Origin of the sequence: Pyxidicoccus trucidator (assembly GCF_010894435.1) — a bacterium.
Taxonomy (GTDB): Bacteria; Myxococcota; Myxococcia; order Myxococcales; family Myxococcaceae; genus Myxococcus; species Myxococcus trucidator.
On record NZ_JAAIXZ010000004.1, the window covers coordinates 244,453 to 260,830 of the forward strand.

8 protein-coding genes are annotated in these 16,378 nt (G+C 71.7%); 5 read left to right on the top strand and 3 right to left on the bottom strand.

Annotated elements, in window-relative coordinates; all coding sequences use genetic code 11:
- The first annotated feature begins 2 nt into the window (after positions 1 to 2).
- Positions 3 to 2,537 (top strand): serine/threonine protein kinase, encoded by a 2,535-nt coding sequence (locus tag G4D85_RS14340; protein ID WP_164012172.1) that lies wholly within the window; start codon positions 3 to 5, stop codon positions 2,535 to 2,537.
- Between the two features lie 46 nt (positions 2,538 to 2,583).
- Here G4D85_RS14340 and G4D85_RS14345 read toward each other — a convergent pair whose 3' ends face one another.
- Positions 2,584 to 3,255, bottom strand: a complete 672-nt coding sequence (locus G4D85_RS14345; protein ID WP_240359261.1) for a hypothetical protein — start codon at positions 3,253 to 3,255, stop codon at positions 2,584 to 2,586.
- A gap of 657 nt (positions 3,256 to 3,912) precedes the next feature.
- Here G4D85_RS14345 and G4D85_RS14350 point away from each other — a divergent pair.
- The gene (locus G4D85_RS14350) at positions 3,913 to 8,364 is read left to right on the top strand and encodes a two-component regulator propeller domain-containing protein (RefSeq protein WP_205525548.1); all 4,452 of its coding nucleotides are present in this window, start codon (positions 3,913 to 3,915) and stop codon (positions 8,362 to 8,364) included.
- Positions 8,365 to 8,403: 39 nt separating this feature from the next.
- On the opposite strand, the gene G4D85_RS14355 is transcribed toward G4D85_RS14350, so the two are convergent.
- Positions 8,404 to 9,378, bottom strand: coding sequence for a PDR/VanB family oxidoreductase (locus tag G4D85_RS14355; protein ID WP_240359262.1), 975 nt, complete (start codon positions 9,376 to 9,378; stop codon positions 8,404 to 8,406).
- A gap of 444 nt (positions 9,379 to 9,822) precedes the next feature.
- Between G4D85_RS14355 and G4D85_RS14360 the strand changes: the two genes are divergently transcribed.
- From G4D85_RS14360 to G4D85_RS14370, 3 genes are all read left to right on the top strand, one after another.
- Complete coding sequence (locus G4D85_RS14360; protein WP_164012178.1) at positions 9,823 to 10,467, top strand: hemerythrin domain-containing protein; 645 nt, start codon at positions 9,823 to 9,825, stop codon at positions 10,465 to 10,467.
- 159 nt (positions 10,468 to 10,626) lie between these two features.
- Positions 10,627 to 11,385: an SIMPL domain-containing protein gene (locus G4D85_RS14365; RefSeq protein ID WP_164012180.1), complete on the top strand. Its 759-nt coding sequence runs from the start codon at positions 10,627 to 10,629 to the stop codon at positions 11,383 to 11,385.
- A 172-nt stretch (positions 11,386 to 11,557) separates the two neighbouring features.
- Positions 11,558 to 12,118: a hypothetical protein gene (locus G4D85_RS14370; RefSeq protein ID WP_164012182.1), complete on the top strand. Its 561-nt coding sequence runs from the start codon at positions 11,558 to 11,560 to the stop codon at positions 12,116 to 12,118.
- Between the two features lie 69 nt (positions 12,119 to 12,187).
- On the opposite strand, the gene G4D85_RS14375 is transcribed toward G4D85_RS14370, so the two are convergent.
- A complete protein-coding gene (locus G4D85_RS14375) occupies positions 12,188 to 16,261 on the bottom strand; it encodes a putative Ig domain-containing protein (RefSeq protein WP_164012184.1) in 4,074 nt (1,357 codons plus the stop codon).
- Between the last annotated feature and the right edge of the window lie 117 nt (positions 16,262 to 16,378).

Sequence of the window (16,378 nt, forward strand, 5' to 3'; positions counted from 1 at the left end):
CCATGAGCACCGCACCTACAGAGTCCCCACGCTTTCTCGGGCGTTACGAGCTCGTCCACCCCCTGGGCCAGGGCGGCATGGGCGAGGTCTTCCTGGCGAAGATCAGCGGCGCGGCCGGCTTCGAGAAGCCGTGCATCGTCAAGACGATTCTTCCAGCGCTGCTGAAGGACCGGCAGTTCCTGGACCGGTTCCATCACGAGGCCAAGGTGCTGGTGCACCTCGTCCACTCGTCGATTGCCCAGGTGTACGACATGGGCGAGACGGACGGCACCTACTACATGGCGCTGGAGTACGTGGCCGGCGTGGACCTGGCGTACCTGCTGGAGCAGGCGCGGGCGCAGGGCGTACAGGTGCCGGCGCCGGTGGCGCTGTTCCTCGGCCAGCGCATCGCCGAGGGGCTGGGCTACGCGCACCGCAAGACGGGGCCGGACGGCACGCCGCTGGGCATCGTCCACCGCGACGTGTCCCCGCACAACGTCATGGTGTCGTACGACGGCGAGGTGAAGGTCATCGACTTCGGCCTCGCCAAGTCCGCGGCGCGCAGCAAGTACACGCTGCCGGCCACGGTGATGGGGAAGCTGGGGTACATGTCCCCGGAGCAGGTGCGCGCGGAGCCCCTGGACCACCGCAGCGACATCTACTCGTGCGGCGTGGTGGTGTGGGAGATGCTCGCGGGCCGCTCGCTGATTCCCCACGGGACGGTGGGGGAGATGATGGCCGCCATGTCGCAGCCGGTGGTGCCCGCGCTGCACGAGGCCCGGCCGGACGTGGACGCCGCGCTGGACGCCGTCGTGCGCCGCGCGCTGGAGGCGAAGCCGGACGGGCGCTATGCGCGCTCGGATGACCTGGCCCGCGCGCTCAACGGGGAATTGGTGCGCTCGGGCGCCGCGGTAGGCGCCGAGGAGGTGGGCCAGTTCGTCCGCACGCTGTGCCCTGAGGCCTTCGCCGCGCAGCGCAAGCTCGTCTCCAAGGTGAGCTCGTCCTCCAGCCACCACCGCACCCCCACGCCGGGCACCGGCACGGGCCAGTTCGGCACCGGCCCGCAGCCCGCCGCGCCCGAGGGCGACGTTTCCGGTTACGGCTCCACGGTGGTGCGCACCGCGAGCGACGTTCAGCCGACGAAGCCCCGCTCCGGCGGCGTGGCCCGCCCCGATGCCGTCTACGCGGAGGACGAGGAGACGGACACCGGGGCCACTTCGGTGCGCCAGCCTTCCGGCGGCCAGCCTTCTGGCGGCCAGCCTTCCGGCGCCGTGCTGGCCCCGCGCCCTGGCAGTGGTGGCCATGGTGCGCGCAAGCCGTCGCGCCCGGTGCCGGCGGTGGAGGTGGACGCGGATGCCGCGGATGCCGCGGAGGCCGCGGAGGCCGCGCTGGAGGAGCGCGCGGCCCGCCGGCGGCCCATGGGGTTGTACGCCGCCATCGCCGTGTTGCTGGTGATTGCCACCGCCGCCGTCACCGCGCTGTTCGTCCGCCAGCCGGCGGGCCCGGCGCCCGTGACGACCACGCCTGGGGCCACCGTGGCCACGGGGAAGGACGTCCAGGCTCCCGTCACGGGCGCGCCGGGCGACAAGCCGGGCACGGTGGTCACGGGGACTGCCGCGACGGGGACTCCGGGCACGGAGACGGGGACTGTCGCGACGGGGACTCCGGGCACGGAGACGGGGACTGTCGCGGCGGCGACTCCGGGCACTTCACTGGCGGACGCCGGGGTGGCGAACACGACGGAGACGGCGGCGGTGCCGGCCGGTGGCCAGGGCACTCCGGCGGCGGCGGCCGTGCCGTCCGCAGGCAGCGTCGTCGCGGGCAGCGTGACGCCCGACAAGCCGGCGGCGACGGAGGACCCGCGCCCGGCTACGGCGAAGGCGCCCGGGAAGAAGAAGCCCGTCACCGCGCCGGCTCCCGCGCCGACGGTCCAGTATGTCTCCCCTGCGGCGGTGCTGCCGGTGGTCGAAGAGGACGGGAAGTACTACGTCGAGCGGGGACGGGGCGCGGGGCTGCGGCCGGGCATGGAGGTGCAGGTGTTGGGGTCTGCGAAGAATGGCCAGCGTCCCGTGCTCGGGCAGGCCACGGTGCAGGGGCTTCCCAAGGCGCTGCTGAAGAAGTTCCAGGGCAGGGTGTACCTGGATCTCGACCACGAGGTCCTCGGCTCCTCGGGTGATATCTACGTGCCCGTGATGGGGCGCCTGTCGGCCGCTCCCGGGAAGACCGAGGACACCGGGACGGAGACGGAGGAGGAGCAGGCCGACGAGGAGCCTGTGAAGCCCGAAAAGAAGGTCCTGTACGGCACTGCGTCGAGGCAGACGGGCTTTGCGAGCCTCACCGGCGCGGGCATCAAGGTCCGCAACCTGGGCACCACGCCGTGGACGCAGTGCACGGTGGTGAAGAACGGGCGCTATGCGGCCTGGCTCGGCAACGTCCAGCCCCACGAGGAGCGCTCGGTCGACAAGGATCGTTTCAAGGTGAACGTGAAGTTCGACGTGGGTTCCAGCAAGGTGGGCGTCTTCTGCAACGAGGGTGAGCTCGTCGTGGAGCTGAGGTAGCCGGGCTCCTCCGCCAGGGCCCGCCCGTCCCGCTCGGGCCCTTCCCTCACTCCCCCAGGCGCTTCGCGGCCACGGGGCAGTCGGCCACCAGCGTCCGCACCGCCGGGTCGCCGCCGCGCGCGCTTCGTACCGCCCGGTCCAGCGAGCGCTGGCACCCCCACGTCATGTCCCTTGTGCCGTGGCAGCAGTGCCAGCCGGTCAGCGTCTTCCCCAGGTAGTCCAGCGTCTCCACCTTCGTGGGCGTGACGAGCAGCCACAGGGCTCCGGCCAGCACCGCCAGCCACGGGAGCTGCGCGGCCACGCCCTTCAGCCGCGGGCCCGCGCCCGGCTTCACCGGCTCGGCGTGCACGCCCAGCTTGTGGTCCAGGGGCCGCCGATGCAGCACCGCCGTCATCAGCAGCTCCAGCGGCGCGGTGAAGGCGCGCGCCAGTCCGACGGGCAGGCCTGGTGCTTGCTCGCCCCGAACCAGCCTCACGCCGGCCACCTGACGCCACAGCGTCCGGCCGGTGAGCGCGCCCACCACGGAAGCGACGAGCCACGCCAGCGCCATGGCGAGCAGCAGCAGTCCCGGCGTGCGCTCCACCTCCAGCGCTCGCAGCGCGGCCCAGCCCACCAGGGCCGCCGTCGTCAGGTCCAGCAGGTCCGCCAGCCAGAGGTTCCACTGGTACCGGGACTCGGGGGTCACCGAGTCCGTCGAGAACAACACCCCGTCGCTCATCCACCCTCTTTTCGGGAGCGGCAGCATAGACCGGCCGGCCCGGTCGGGTTGAACGGACCTTCACGCGTGACGTGCGGGGAACATCCCCTCCGTTCGCCGCGCGCGCTTCGCGCTGACGCCCCCGCACCCTGGCGGGGCCTTGGTGGAGCGCGGCGGGTGCGCCGCCGCTCCGGCCTCGCCCCGCACCCGAGCGTCCCATGGGACCCGGGGCCGATGCCGGAGGGCCTGCAAGGGCCCACCCTCCCGCCCTCGACGGGAGGCCTGCCCATGGAGGCAGCCCCGGGTGAGCGAGACGACGGGCGCCTTGTGACTCGCCAGGTTCGACCGCGGGACATGCCTCGTGTCGCCTTCCCGCAGTGGCGTCGGCGGGGCACGGCTCTCATCTTCAGCCCAGCGCGATGCGGCGAGGCCTCCGTCACCACCCGGGCCTCGTGACTGGAAGCGCGGTGGCCATGGCCAGAGGGAGTCGGGGGGACGCTCCCGACGTGGTGGGTGGTGGCGGACGAGGCGGCAGCGGCGGGAGAGGTTGGGGGGCATTCCGGGGATGGAGGTCGCTCCCCGCCGCTGCCGCCAAGGCTGTACCACTCAACGTTCCACCCTGGGTGAAACATACCGTGTTTGTCCTCATGGCCGGTTCTGCCGGACACTGGGGGGGACATGCACACGCCGGGGTACAGAAGCCGGGCCGGGTGGCGCCGGCTCGTCGGGCTTTTTTTCCTCGCGGGACTCGTCCTGGCGAGGCCGGGCATGGCCCTGGACCCGTCGCGCCGCGTCTCGCAGTTCAGCCAGGACTCCTGGCGCAGTGACGACGGGCTTCCGCAGAACAGCCTGCTGTCGATGGCGCAGACGCGCGACGGCTACCTGTGGCTGGGCACGTGGGAGGGGCTGGTGCGCTTCGACGGGGCGCGCTTCCTCGTCTTCGACAAGCGCAACACGCCGGCGCTGCGCAACCACACCATCAAGGCGCTCGCGGAGGACGCGTCGGGCACGCTGTGGGTGGGCACCGAGAGCGGCCTGGTGGCGTACCGCGACGGCCGCTTCGAGCGGGCCCCGGGCGCGGCGGCGCCGCTGGACGGACCGAAGGTGGAGCGGTTGCTGGTGGGCGAGGGCGTGCTGTGGGTCGGCTCGTCCATCGGCCTGTGGCAGGTGCCGCTGAGCGGCGGCGGGGCGACGCGCCAGTACACCATGGAGAACGGCCTGCCGAACCCGTACGTCACCGCGCTGACGCACGGCGAGGGCGGCGCGCTGTGGGTGGGCACGAAGGCGGGGCTGGCGCGGGTGACGGACGGAGAGGTGGAGCCGAGCCCCTTCGCCATTCCGGGACCGACGCCCCGGCCGGAGGTGATGGCGCTGAGCCGGGACTCCGCGGGCCTGCTGTGGGTGGCGACGCCCGTGGGCCTCATCTCCTGGAATGGGACGCTCGCCCGGCGCTACTCGACGGAGGATGGGCTGCCGGCGGCATACGTCACCGCGCTGTACACGGACCTCCAGGGCAACCTGTGGGTGGGCATGCGTCGCGGCGGCCTGGTGCGGCACAACGCGGAGGGCTTCAGTCCGCCGGTGCCCGGCACGGGGCTGATGGAGGCCGAGGTCCTGTCCCTGCTGGAGGACCGGGACGGGCACCTCTGGGTGGGCACGTACTCGGGGCTGTTCCGCCTGCGCGACGGGCCCTTCTCCACCTACGGGCTGCAGGAGGGGCTGGGCCAGGAGGGGACGGTCAGCGCGGTGATGGAGGACCGGCGCGGCACGCTGTGGGTGGGCACGGTGGGTGCCGGGCTGTACCGGCTGGAGCAAGGCACCTTCCGCCCGGTAGGCGCGGAAGAGGGGCTGCCGGAGAAGGTCATCCCCGCGATGCACGAGGCCCCCGACGGGACGCTGTGGGTGGCCACCGGCAGTGGCGTGTACCGGCATGACGGCACGCGCTTCACCCGGATGTCGCGCGAGCAGGGCGGGCCCCAGGAGGTGGTGACGGCCCTCCTGGTGGACTCGCGAGGCGATGCGTGGCTGGGGACGCAGACGACCCTGATTCACCTGCGCGACGGTGTCGCCACCGTGTACGGCCCGAAGCAGGGCATCACCCATCCCATCATCGTCATGGCCGAGGACCCGAAGGGCCGGGTGTGGTTCGGCACGGAGACGGGGCTGCTGCGCTGGGAGGAGGACAAGAAGGGCCTGCGCCGCTTCACGCAGAAGGACGGGCTGCCCGGAGACCTGGTGCTGGCGCTGCTGATGGACGAGGACGGCACGGTGTGGGTGGGCACGGAGACGGGGCTGGGGCGGTGGCGCGACGACACGTGGGCCCGCTTCACGGTGCAGCAGGGGCTGCACGACGACGCGGTGTTCAGCCTGGTGCCGGACGCCGACGGGCACCTGTGGATGAGCAGCAACAAGGGCGTGTCCCGCGTGTCGCGGCGCGAACTGGACGCCGTGGCCCGGGGCGACCCCGAGCACCCGCGCCTGAAGCCCGTGCACTTCGACCAGCGCGACGGCATGCGCAGCGCGGAGTGCAACGGCAACACGCAGCCTTCCGGCTGGCGGGCGAAGGACGGGCGGCTGTGGTTCGCCAACTTCAGCGGCGCGATTGTGGTGGACCCGGTGCGGGTGCGCGCCAGCCGCCAGTCGCCCGAGGTGCGGATTGAAGAGATACGGGTGCAGGGGCAGCCGGTGCCGGTGGAGGGCCGGGTGGAGCTGCCGCCGGGAGGCTCGCGGCTGGAAATCCGCTTCACGGCCTTCGCGCCGGTGGACGCGGCGCGGCTGCCCTTCCGCTACCGGCTGAAGGGCCATGACGACGGCTGGGTGAACACGGAAGTGCGGATGGCCACGTACACGGGGCTTCGTCCGGGCACCTACACCTTCGAGGTAGAGGCGGAGGCCCGCGACGGCTCGTGGTCTTCGCCGGTGACGCTGGAGGTGGTGCTGGAGCCGAAGCTCTGGCAGCGCACGGGCGTGTGGCTGCTGTTCGTGCTGGGGCTGGGGTTGCTGGGCATGAGTGCGTACCTGCTGCGCGTGGGGCAGTTGAAGGCGCGCGAGCGGTGGCTGGCGGAGCGGGTGCAGGACCGGACGCGGGCGCTGGCGCGGGCGAACGAGGAGCTGGAATCGCACATGCGCACGCTGCGGCAGACGCAGGCGCAGCTCGTCCAGGCGGGGAGGATGGCGGCGGTGGGGCAGCTCGCGGCGGGGGTGGGGCACGAAATCAACAACCCGCTGGCGTACATCGTGTCCAACCTGGAGCACGCGAGCGAGGAGGCGGACCTGCTCTCGCGCGAGCTGACGGACGTGCGGGGCGCGGGGCCGAGGCTGCGTGAGGTGAGTCAGGCGCTGCGCGAGGCGTTGCACGGGGCGGACCGGGTGCGGCGCATCGTCCGGGACTTGAAGACCTTCTCGCGGCCGGACGACGAGAAGCAGGGGCCGGTGGAGCTGCACGCGGTGCTGGACTCGGCGGCGAAGATTGCGATGGCCGAGCTGCGTCCGCGCGCGAAGCTGGTGAAGGACTACGGCGACGTGCCGAGGGTGGAGGGCAACGAGGCGCGGCTGGCGCAGGTGTTCCTCAACCTGCTCATCAACGCGGCGCAGGCGCTGCCGGAGGGCCGGGCGGAGCAGAACGAGGTCCGGCTCGTCACGCGCGTGGCGCCGGATGGAATGGTGGTGGCGGAGGTGCGCGACACGGGCGTCGGCATTTCGCCGGAGTCGCTCGCGCGCATCTTCGACCCGTTCTACACGACGAAGCCGCTGGGCGTGGGCACGGGGCTGGGGCTGTCGCTGTGCCATGCGTACGTGACGGCGATGGGCGGCAACATCACCGTGGAGAGCGAGCCGGGGCAGGGCGCGGTGTTCCGCGTGACGCTGAAGCGCGCGGCCCGTGAGTCGGGGGCCATGCCCGCGCTGCCCACGCAGGAGTGGCGTGGCCCGCGCGAGCCCGGGGCAGTGCAGGCCCAGGGAGGCACCCGCGAGCCGAGGCCGATGCCCACGGTGCAGGAGTGGGGCCCGGCGCGCGATTTGATGTCGACGCCCGCCGTGCAGCCACAGGGCACGGGCCGGATATCCATGTCGACGCCCACCGTGCAGCCACAGGGCACGGGCCGGATATCCATGTCGACGCCCACCGTGCAGCCACAGGGCACGGGCCGGATATCCATGTCGACGCCTACCGTGCAGCCACAGGGCACGGGCCGGATATCCATGTCGACGCCCGCGATACCGGTGAATGAGCGGGGTGGCGCGGTGCTCCCGGGTGCGGAGACGGCGCGCACGTCGGGTCCGGCGGCGTTGCACCCGGAGGCGGTACCTCCGGGCGTGGCGTCCCGCTCGCAGGCGGATGGGGCGCGGGTCGGCCTGCCGGTCACCGCCGTTCCAACGGGTGGCCTGGAAGCAGGGGTGGCCCCGCGAGGTCCGGAAGGAACGTTCGTTCCGGCGAGCAGTGCGGAGGCGAGGTCTGCCCCGCGAAGCCCGGAAGGAACGTTCGTTCCAGCGAGCAGCACGGAGGGCCGGGCGCCGCCCCGGGAGCCGGAAGGAACGTTCGTTCCACCTGGCAGCCCGGGCCCATCGCAGCTCACGTCGAGAAGCCAGGCGCCCGTGGCTGCCCCCGTGGCCGTGGCGGCTCAAGCCAGCGAGCCGTCCCGGGCCGTTGAAGCCAGCACCCCTGCCGCGAAGCCGCAGGCACTCGGAGAGGAAGCCGGTGCGCAGGCGCACGACGAGAGCACGGTGCCCGTGCGTGGACGGGTGCTGGTGGTGGACGACGATGCGCTGGTGAGCGGAGCCATCCGCCGCACGCTGTCGCGCGAGAACGACGTCGAGGTGCTGGTGAGCGCACGGCAGGCGCTGGCGCAGCTGAGCGCGCCGGAGCTGCGCTACGACGTGGTGCTCTGCGACCTGATGATGCCGGAGATGACCGGCATGGACCTGTTCGAGGCGCTCCAGAAGTCGGCACCAAGGGTGGCGGAGCGGGTGGTCTTCATCACCGGAGGGGCCTTCACCCCGGCGGCACGCACGTTCCTGGACCGGGTGGAGAACCCCCGGGTGGAGAAGCCCTTCGACCCGGAGGCACTGCGCACGCTGATCCGCGCCGAGGTGGCCCGCGTGCGCCGCGCGGCCTCCGAGCGGGCCGCATAGTCACCGGGCCCCGGGTTCCGGACTCGGGGGCCCGAGCGGCTACAAGTCCAGCACGAGCCGCTTGGAGCGGGCGCGAGACACGCAGACGAGCATGCGCTTGTCGCCCGCGGGCTCCTGCTGGAAGAAGGTGTCCCGGTGCTCGGGCTGGCCGTCGCAGACGCGGGTGAGACAGGTTCCGCACGAGCCGGCCTCGCAATCGCTGGCCACGCGCACCCCGTTGCGGCGGAGCACGTTGAGCACGGACTGGCCGGCGGGCACCTTGAGCACCTGGCCGGTGCTGCGAAGGGTCACCTCGAAGTCGGTGTCCTCCAGGCCGGTGGCGGCGTTGGTGCCCTCGGCGGTGAAGGACTCGAAGTGCACCTTCTCCCAGGGCCACCGGTGGTGGGTGGCGGCATCGCGCACCACCTTCATCAGTCCCCCGGGGCCGCAGCAGTAGAGCCGTGCGCCGGGACCCCGCGTGGCCAGCAGCGCCTTCACGTCCAGACCCTTCGTCGGGTCTCCGCCGTCGAAGTAGAAGTGCACGCGGTCCGCGAAGGGCGCGGCGGAGAGCAGCTCGCGGAAGGCGGTGCGCTCGGGCGTGCGCGAGCAGTAGTGCAGCGTGTAGTTCGCGCCGGTGCGCTCGAGCAGCCGCACCATGGCCAGCATGGGGGTGATGCCGATGCCGCCCGCCACCAGCACGTAGCTGCGCGCGAACAGCAGGGGGAAGTTGTTGTTGGGCGGGCCGACTTCCAGCACGTCACCCACGTGCACGCGCTCGTGCATGGCGCGCGAGCCGCCGCGGCCCTTGTCATCGCGGTGCACGGCGATGACGTAGCGGTGCGTCTCCTCCGGGTCGTTGCAGAGCGAGTACGAGCGGACGTAGTCCCCCGGGCCCGGCACGCGGACCTGCAGGTGGGCCCCGGCCTCGAACGCGGGCAGGGCGCCGCCCTCCTCGGAGACCAGCTCGTACGACAAGATGTCCTCGGCCTCGCGGTTGATGCTCGCGACCCGAACACGCAGGGTGTCATTCACCATGGTGGTTCCCCTTCCCCTTGCTCGCCGCCGGCAGGACGCCCCCATCCCGGTGACATTGGCCCGGACATTGGGCAGCAGCCGGCCGGCCGGTGATTGCACCGGAGTACAGGGTGTCTGTCGGCTTCAAGTTGGCGCAACCTCGCGGAGGCTCGTGAAATGGAGTGAAAACCCCGCCTCCTCCGCAACTCGGAGGTGACTTCGTCACGGTGCCGCGACACCGGGGCCTCCCGGCGGGGCAGGGCGATCGGCACCGCGGGCCGATGGGTGACTGAAGCCGGGGACGCACGGCTGCCTGCCGGGCGTGCGGGGCAGCGAGCCATTCCCGAGCCCCTCCAGCATCCGGTTGGGGCCGTCCCCACCATGGAGGACGTGCCGCGCTGCGCCAGGAGCCACGGGCTCGGGAGCGGCGAGTGCGCGGCCCCACGACCTCAGGGAGGTGAATTCATGGATGCCATCGCGTTGCTGAAGACGGACCACAAGACGGTGGAGCAGCTCTTTCGCAAGTACGAGAAGGCGGGCCCCAACGCCCACAAGCTGAAGCGGAAGCTGGTGGACCAGCTGGTGCACGAGCTGTCCGTGCATGCCGCCATCGAGGAGCAGGTCTTCTACCCGGCGGTGCGTGCGCGCGCGGAGGAGCTGGGCGACGACGTGCTGAACGCGCTGGAGGAGCACCATGTGGTGAAGCTGGTGCTGGCGGAGCTGGACGCGATGCCGCCGGAGGCGGAGCGCTTCGATGCGAAGGTGCACGTGCTGATGGAGAACGTGCGCGCGCACGTGCTGGAGGAGGAGACCGAGCTGTTCCCGGCGGTGAAGAAGGCCTTCCGGCCGCAGGAGCTGCGGACGATGGCGGACGTGCTGGAGATGGCGAAGAAGGCGGCGCCGACGCGGCCGCACCCGGCGGCGCCGGACACGCCTCCTGGCAACCTGGTGGCGGGCGCGGTGTCGGCGGTGATGGACATCGGCCGGGATGCGCTGCGGGCCGCGCGCCGGAAGGCGACGACCAAGGTTCGCTCGGTGGCCGGGCTCCGCCCGAGCCCGCGGCAGGGCACTCCGGCGTACGAAGCGGGTGGCGACGCGGCGAGCCCGTGACACTGCCGGGCCGGAGTGCCTGAGGTGCGAGAGGCCGGCGAGAGGAAGGCGAGCGGCCCCTGAACAGCGGAATGAATGCTGCGGGGGTCCTCGCCGTCCCAGGGGGTAAGGACGTCGCAACCCGACCCCCGTAGCTCTGGATTCGCCCGAGGAGGCGCCATGCTCCACCCCCGACCTGTTCGTCCCTGGATTCTCACCGCGCTGTTGCTCACCGGCATGGTGGCCGCGGCCCAGCCCGCGCCTGTGTCCGCGCCGCGTCCGCAGGTGGACCCGACGGCGCGGACGATTCGCGTGGAGGGCACGGGCGAGGTGAAGGCGCAGCCGGACGAGGCCTTCATCGACCTGGCGGTGGAGACGCTGGCGCCGACCGCGAAGGCGGCGAGCGAGCAGAACGCGAAGCGGATGGAGAAGGTGATTGCGGCGCTGACGTCCGCGGGGATTGCGCGGCGGGAAATCCAGACGCGCAACTACGCGGTGTATCCGGACTACGGGCCGCCGGCGCCCAACGAGACGGAGCCGAAGCTGCGGGGCTACCGGGTGAGCAACGTGGTGAGTGTCCACGTGACGGAGCTGTCGCGAGTGGGGAGCCTACTCGACCAGGCGTTGGCGGCGGGAGCGAACCGGGTGGACCAGGTGCGCTTCGGGCTGAGCCGTCAGGACGCGGTGCAGGGCGAGGCGCTCCGGCAGGCGGTGGCGCGAGCGCGCAAGTCGGCGGAGGTGCTGGCGGCGGCGCTGAACGTGAAGCTCGGCGCGGTGCTGGACGCGAGCACGGTGACGGAGCCGCCGAGGCTGTACCCGGCGAACTTCGCCATGGCGGAGATGGCGGATGCCCGCGCGACGACGACACCCATCCAGCCCGAGGAGCAGACGGTGCAGGCGAAGGTGACGCTCATCTTCCTCATCGAGGCCGCGAAGTAGTCCACCGCGGGCCCACCCCTCCGTGTTCTGCCTGCGGAGCAGGGGGCCTGTCCTCCGCTGCCCGCCTGCTCCACCTCCCGGTCGGGGGCGCATGGGTTCTCGGGCGCCTGCACCGTCCGCATGTTGATGGGGAGGGAGCACTTCTTCTCCACGGGCGGGAGGGCACGAGACGATGACAGGCGCACGCGGCTGGACGTTCCTGGCACTCGTGGTGGGAAGCCTGTGCCTCGGTTGTCGCGAGCAGGGCCCTGCGCCGGTAGGTCCCTCGGCGGGCGAGCGGGAAGGGCGCTCCGAGGTGCTGCGGAACCTCATGGCGTCGAAGGAGCAGGCGCCGGACCCGGAAGCGCTGAAGGGGCCCACCGCTTCGGTGCCGGAGGCGGTGCCGCCAGAGCCACCGGGGCAGGGAGGCTCGGGGCGTCCCGAGCAGACCCAGAGCGTGCAGGGCCGCGTGTCCTGGGTCGGAGACGATGAGCTGCTCCTCCTCGACGCTAGCGGAGAGGAGCGAGACCTCGAGGTGACTCCGCGCACGCGGCTCTTGAAGAACGGCGACTCCGTGAGCCTGCGCGCGCTGTACCAGGGCGACGAGGTTCGCGTGAGCTACGAGGAAGGCCCGGGAGGCTGGGTGGCGCACCAGGTGGAGGTGCTGCCAGAGCCGGAGCTCCTCCCTGACTTGAGCACCCGTCCCCGCCAGGGCCGCGCGCCGGAGGGTGGTTCGTCCGCGCCGCTCCGCTGAGCCGGGAGGACGCTCGCGCCGGCTGCCTTCACCCACGCGCCGGGGTCAGCGGCCCCTGCAAGCCCCACCTCAGAAGGTGCCGCCATCCGCGCGCCGGCCCGGTGATGACAGGAGCCCCGAGTTGAGCACGGTGTGGAGGACGAAGCCGGCATCCGGTACGGCCTCGGGCATCCGGTTGATGGACACCCGGTCCACGGTGCTGGTGTAGCTCACCGAGTCCACGACGCCGCCATCCGGAGCCCGGAGGTTGGGCGTGTCGGAGTCGTTGTTGAGCCCGAGCTGTCCGGTGGAGGCGGCCAGGGTATTGGGCGTGCCGACCGGAAAGCCCCGGGGGCCGCCGAAGACGACGAAGGCCTGGCCCGCGGCCAGCGACGTTCCCGAGGGGAAGACGTGTCGCACGACGGCCGAGTCCCACAGACTCCAGCCGGACAGGTCCGCGTGGGTGGCGCCGATGTTGACCACCTCGATGAACTCGTAATCGGTGTCCACCACGCCGCCATCGACGGCGGGCTCGTTGGCGAGCACCTCGTTGATGAGGAGGTCCGGAGCGGGCAGGGGGCCCGCGCCGCCTCCGCCAAGGTCATATTTGCTGACGACGGGGTAGTGGTCGCTGACGACGTTGCCGTAGTCGGGAATCCAGCTGTCGGGGCGCAGCACGCGGACGGAGCCGGACAGGTAGTTGTCGGCCAGCTCGTTGGTGGCGAGCGTGTGGTCGATGGCCTCGCGGTAGTTGACGGTGGTGCGCTCACCAGCGAGCGACAGCGGCCGGGTGATGAAGGTGTACTGCGAGGAGTCGAGCACGAAGGACTCGAAGGGGCTGGCCAGGTAGTTACCATCACCGCCACGGCTGATGGAGCGGTCGACGTCATCGTTCCAATCGCCGATGACGAGCACGCGCTCGGACGCCATGAGCGTGTCGAGGTGGTCCTTGAGCGCGTCGCTGGCGCGTTGCCGCTGGCCATAGGAGACCTCGTCCTCGAACGCCTTCATGTGGAGGACGATGACGACGAGTGACACATCCGCGCCCTGGACGCGCAGGGTGAAGTCCACGCGGAGGGGAGGCCGTCCGCCGAAGTCCGCGGCCTGGGCGGTGAGGATGAGCTGGGCGCTGCGGAATGTGAGGGAGTTGTCGTAGAGGATGCCGGGCTTCTGCTCCCCGTTGCTGTACCAGGACGAGCCGCCGGGGACGAAGGACACGTCATTGGCGAGGAAGCCGCTGTAGCCGGGAAGCTGGGCCTTGAGGGTGGCGAAGTCCTGGGAGTCCACCATCTCCACGAGTCCCCACACGTTGACCCCCGCGTCGCCGAGGATGTCGCGCGCGTAGGCAATCTGCAGGTCATCGCTGGTGCCGCCATCGGAGGTGGAGTTCGGAGGCCCCTGGTTGGCCGCGCCGAACCACTCGAGGTTCCAGTGGCCCACGGTGAGCGGGGCGCTCGCGCTGCGCACGTTGAGCGACAGGACGCGAGAGTCCTGACGTGTCTCGGCATCGCGGACGGTGACGGTGAAGCTCGCGGAACCAGTCGCCGTGGGAGTCCCGGAGAAGACGCCCGAGGAGGACAGCGACAGCCCCGCGGGCAGTGAGCCCGTGTGGCTCCAGGACAGCGGGGCCCGTCCGCCAGTGGCGGAGAGCGAGGCGCTGTAGGGCTGACCGAGGAAGGCGTCGGGGAGCGAGGCCGTCGTCACGCGAGGAGGCACGTAGACGGGCAGCGTGAAGGTGCGCTCGCCGATGCGGCCATTGGCGTCGGAGACGCGCGCGGTGAAGGACGTGGTGCCGCTGTCAGGCGTGCCGCTGAGGTTTCCCGAGGACGACAGGGTGAGCCCCGAGGGGAGCGAGCCCGAGGCGACGCTCCAGAGCAGCGGAGGCTTGCCGCCGGAGGCGAGCAGCGAGGTGGAGTAGGGCTCGCCGCTGCGGGCCTCGGGAAGCGGGTTGGCGGTGATGGAGGGGTACGTGTACGTGGAGAGCGAGAAGCTCCGCGAGTGGGTGCGGCCATTGGCGTCGGAGACGATGACCTGCCCGGAAGTCGTGCCCGTGGACGGAGGCAGCCCGGAGAGCTGGCCGCTGCCGGAGAGTGTCAGCCACGCGGGCAGGACCTCCGGCGTGAAGAAGGAGTAGGGCGCTTTCCCGCCGGTGACGACGTACGTGGCGCTGAAGGGCTCGGACACATAGCCCTCGAGCTGGAGCGCCGGGCCCGAGAGGACAGGCGGCCGATACACCGCGAGGGAGAGCGCGCGGGTGGAGGTGCGCCCGCCGCTGTCGGTGACGCGGACCGTGAACGACGAGGACGCAGCGCTGGCCCCGGGAGTACCGGCGAGGGTATTGCCGCCAGACACCAGGGCAAGGCCCGGAGGCAGTGTGCCCGAGTCGATGGACCAGGAGTGCGGCGCGCGTCCGCCGGTGGCGGTGAGGCTGCCGACATAGGACAGGCCCACGTACGCATCGGGAAGCGAGGTGGTGGTGACGGTGGGCGGCCCGTAGATGGTGAGCGACAGGAGGCGGCTGTCCGTCCTGCCGCCGCCATCGGTGACGCGAACGGTGAAGGAGGCAGCGCCGATGGCGGAGGGAGTCCCGCTCAGCGTGCCATCCGAGGCCAGGAGCAGCCCCGAGGGAGGGGTGCCGGAGGCGAGGGACCAGGTGAGCGGGCTCCGGCCGCCCGAGACGGAGAGGCGGGTGCTGTAGGGCAGGCCCGGGTCTCCATCCGGAAGCGAGGTGGTGGTGATGGAGGGAGGCGCGTGGACGGTGAAGGAGACGGAGCGCGCCACGGAGCGGCCGTTGGCGTCACGCGCGATGACGTCGAACGCGAAGAGTCCTGCCTGGGTGGGGCTGCCATGGAGGAGCCCTTCCTCTGCGAGCGTGAGTCCCGGTGGAAGCTGTCCCGAAGCGGTGAAGCGCAGGGGCGCCTTGCCACCGGAGGGAGAGAAGGGGAGCACGACGTTGGCACCGGCGTAGACGCTCTGCGCGGACACGGCGGCGAGCGAGGGCGGTGCATACGTGGTGAGAGACACCTCGCGCGTATCGGTGTCGAGCTCGGCGTCGGTGACGCGCACGGTGAAGGCGGTGGTGCCGACGGTGGACGAAGTGCCGTCGAGCGCGCCCGAGTCGAGGAGCCGGAGTCCGGCGGGCACGGAGCCCTCCGTGAGCGCCCAGGTGTATGGAGGCTGTCCGCCCGCGGCGGAGAGCCCGTGTCCATAGGCGGCATCGGTGTACGCGTCTGGCAGGGTGGTGGGAGTGACGGTGAGCCCGTCCCGGACGGTGAGCAGGAAGGATGCGGAGGCGCTGCGGTCGTTGACGTCCTGGACCTCGACGGTGAAGAACGCGGCGCCCGCGGCGGTGGGAGTGCCGAGCACGGAGCTGCCCTCCAGCCGGAGCCCCGAGGGCAGCGAGCCCGAGGCGATGCGGAGGGAGAGCGGGGCCCGGCCGCCCGTGGCGTGCAGGGAGGCCGAGTAGGGCACGCCAACGACGGCGAGGTCGAGCGAGGTGCTGGAGAAGGCCGGAGGCGCGAAGACGGAGAGCGTGAAGTCGCGCTGGGCGGAGAGGCCGGAGGCGTCCTGGACGCGGAGGGTGAAGGCGAAGGTGCCGGCGCCCACGGGTGCACCGGAGAAGCGACCATTCGCGCCCAGCCGCACGCCCGAGGGCAGTGAGCCGCTGGCCAGCACCCAGGTATAGGGGAGCGTGCCGCCGGAAGCGGCGAGCAGAGAGGTGTACTCGCTGCCGAGATACGCATCCGGAAGCGCCGAGGTGATGAAGTCAAAGCCAGCACCGAGGACTTCAATGCCAAGCGTTCCACGAGCGGACCGTCCGGCCGAGTCACGGACCTCGACGGTGAAGGAGACCGTGCCCGGGGCGGAGGGAGTGCCGGCGATTTCGCCCGAGCTGGAGAACGTCAGGCCCACGGGCAGGGCGCCCTCGACGAGGTGCCACGAGTACGCGGGGGAGCCGCCGGAAGCGGCCAGGGTGGCGCGGTAGGGCTGGGCGACGGTGGCGGCCGGGAGCGCCTCGGTGGACAGGGTGAGGGAGGAGTCCCCCCCGTCCGTGGAGTCCGTCCCCGCGTCCGTGAAGGGAACGAGCGGAGCGACGGGCGTTGAGCCAGGACACGCGGTCAGCAGCAGGGCGAGCAGCAGCGAAAGGGCGCGGGGGAACCGCATGAAGACTCCGGCCCACCAGTGCAGGGCCCACGGAAGAAAGTGCCCGACACTGTAGTGCCTCCCTGTGAACAGTGGGCACGGGTCCCTACTCACCCACCCACAAAAGAAAAGGGCCGC

Bases quoted from the DNA above. Each gene is read 5' to 3' on its own strand.
- G4D85_RS14340 (WP_164012172.1), top strand. From the start codon at position 3: ATGAGCACCGCACCTACAGAGTCCCCACGCTTTCTCGGGCGTTACGAG.
- G4D85_RS14345 (WP_240359261.1), bottom strand. From the start codon at position 3,255: ATGAGCGACGGGGTGTTGTTCTCGACGGACTCGGTGACCCCCGAGTCC.
- G4D85_RS14350 (WP_205525548.1), top strand. From the start codon at position 3,913: ATGCACACGCCGGGGTACAGAAGCCGGGCCGGGTGGCGCCGGCTCGTC.
- G4D85_RS14355 (WP_240359262.1), bottom strand. From the start codon at position 9,378: ATGGTGAATGACACCCTGCGTGTTCGGGTCGCGAGCATCAACCGCGAG.
- G4D85_RS14360 (WP_164012178.1), top strand. From the start codon at position 9,823: ATGGATGCCATCGCGTTGCTGAAGACGGACCACAAGACGGTGGAGCAG.
- G4D85_RS14365 (WP_164012180.1), top strand. From the start codon at position 10,627: ATGCTCCACCCCCGACCTGTTCGTCCCTGGATTCTCACCGCGCTGTTG.
- G4D85_RS14370 (WP_164012182.1), top strand. From the start codon at position 11,558: ATGACAGGCGCACGCGGCTGGACGTTCCTGGCACTCGTGGTGGGAAGC.
- G4D85_RS14375 (WP_164012184.1), bottom strand. From the start codon at position 16,261: ATGCGGTTCCCCCGCGCCCTTTCGCTGCTGCTCGCCCTGCTGCTGACC.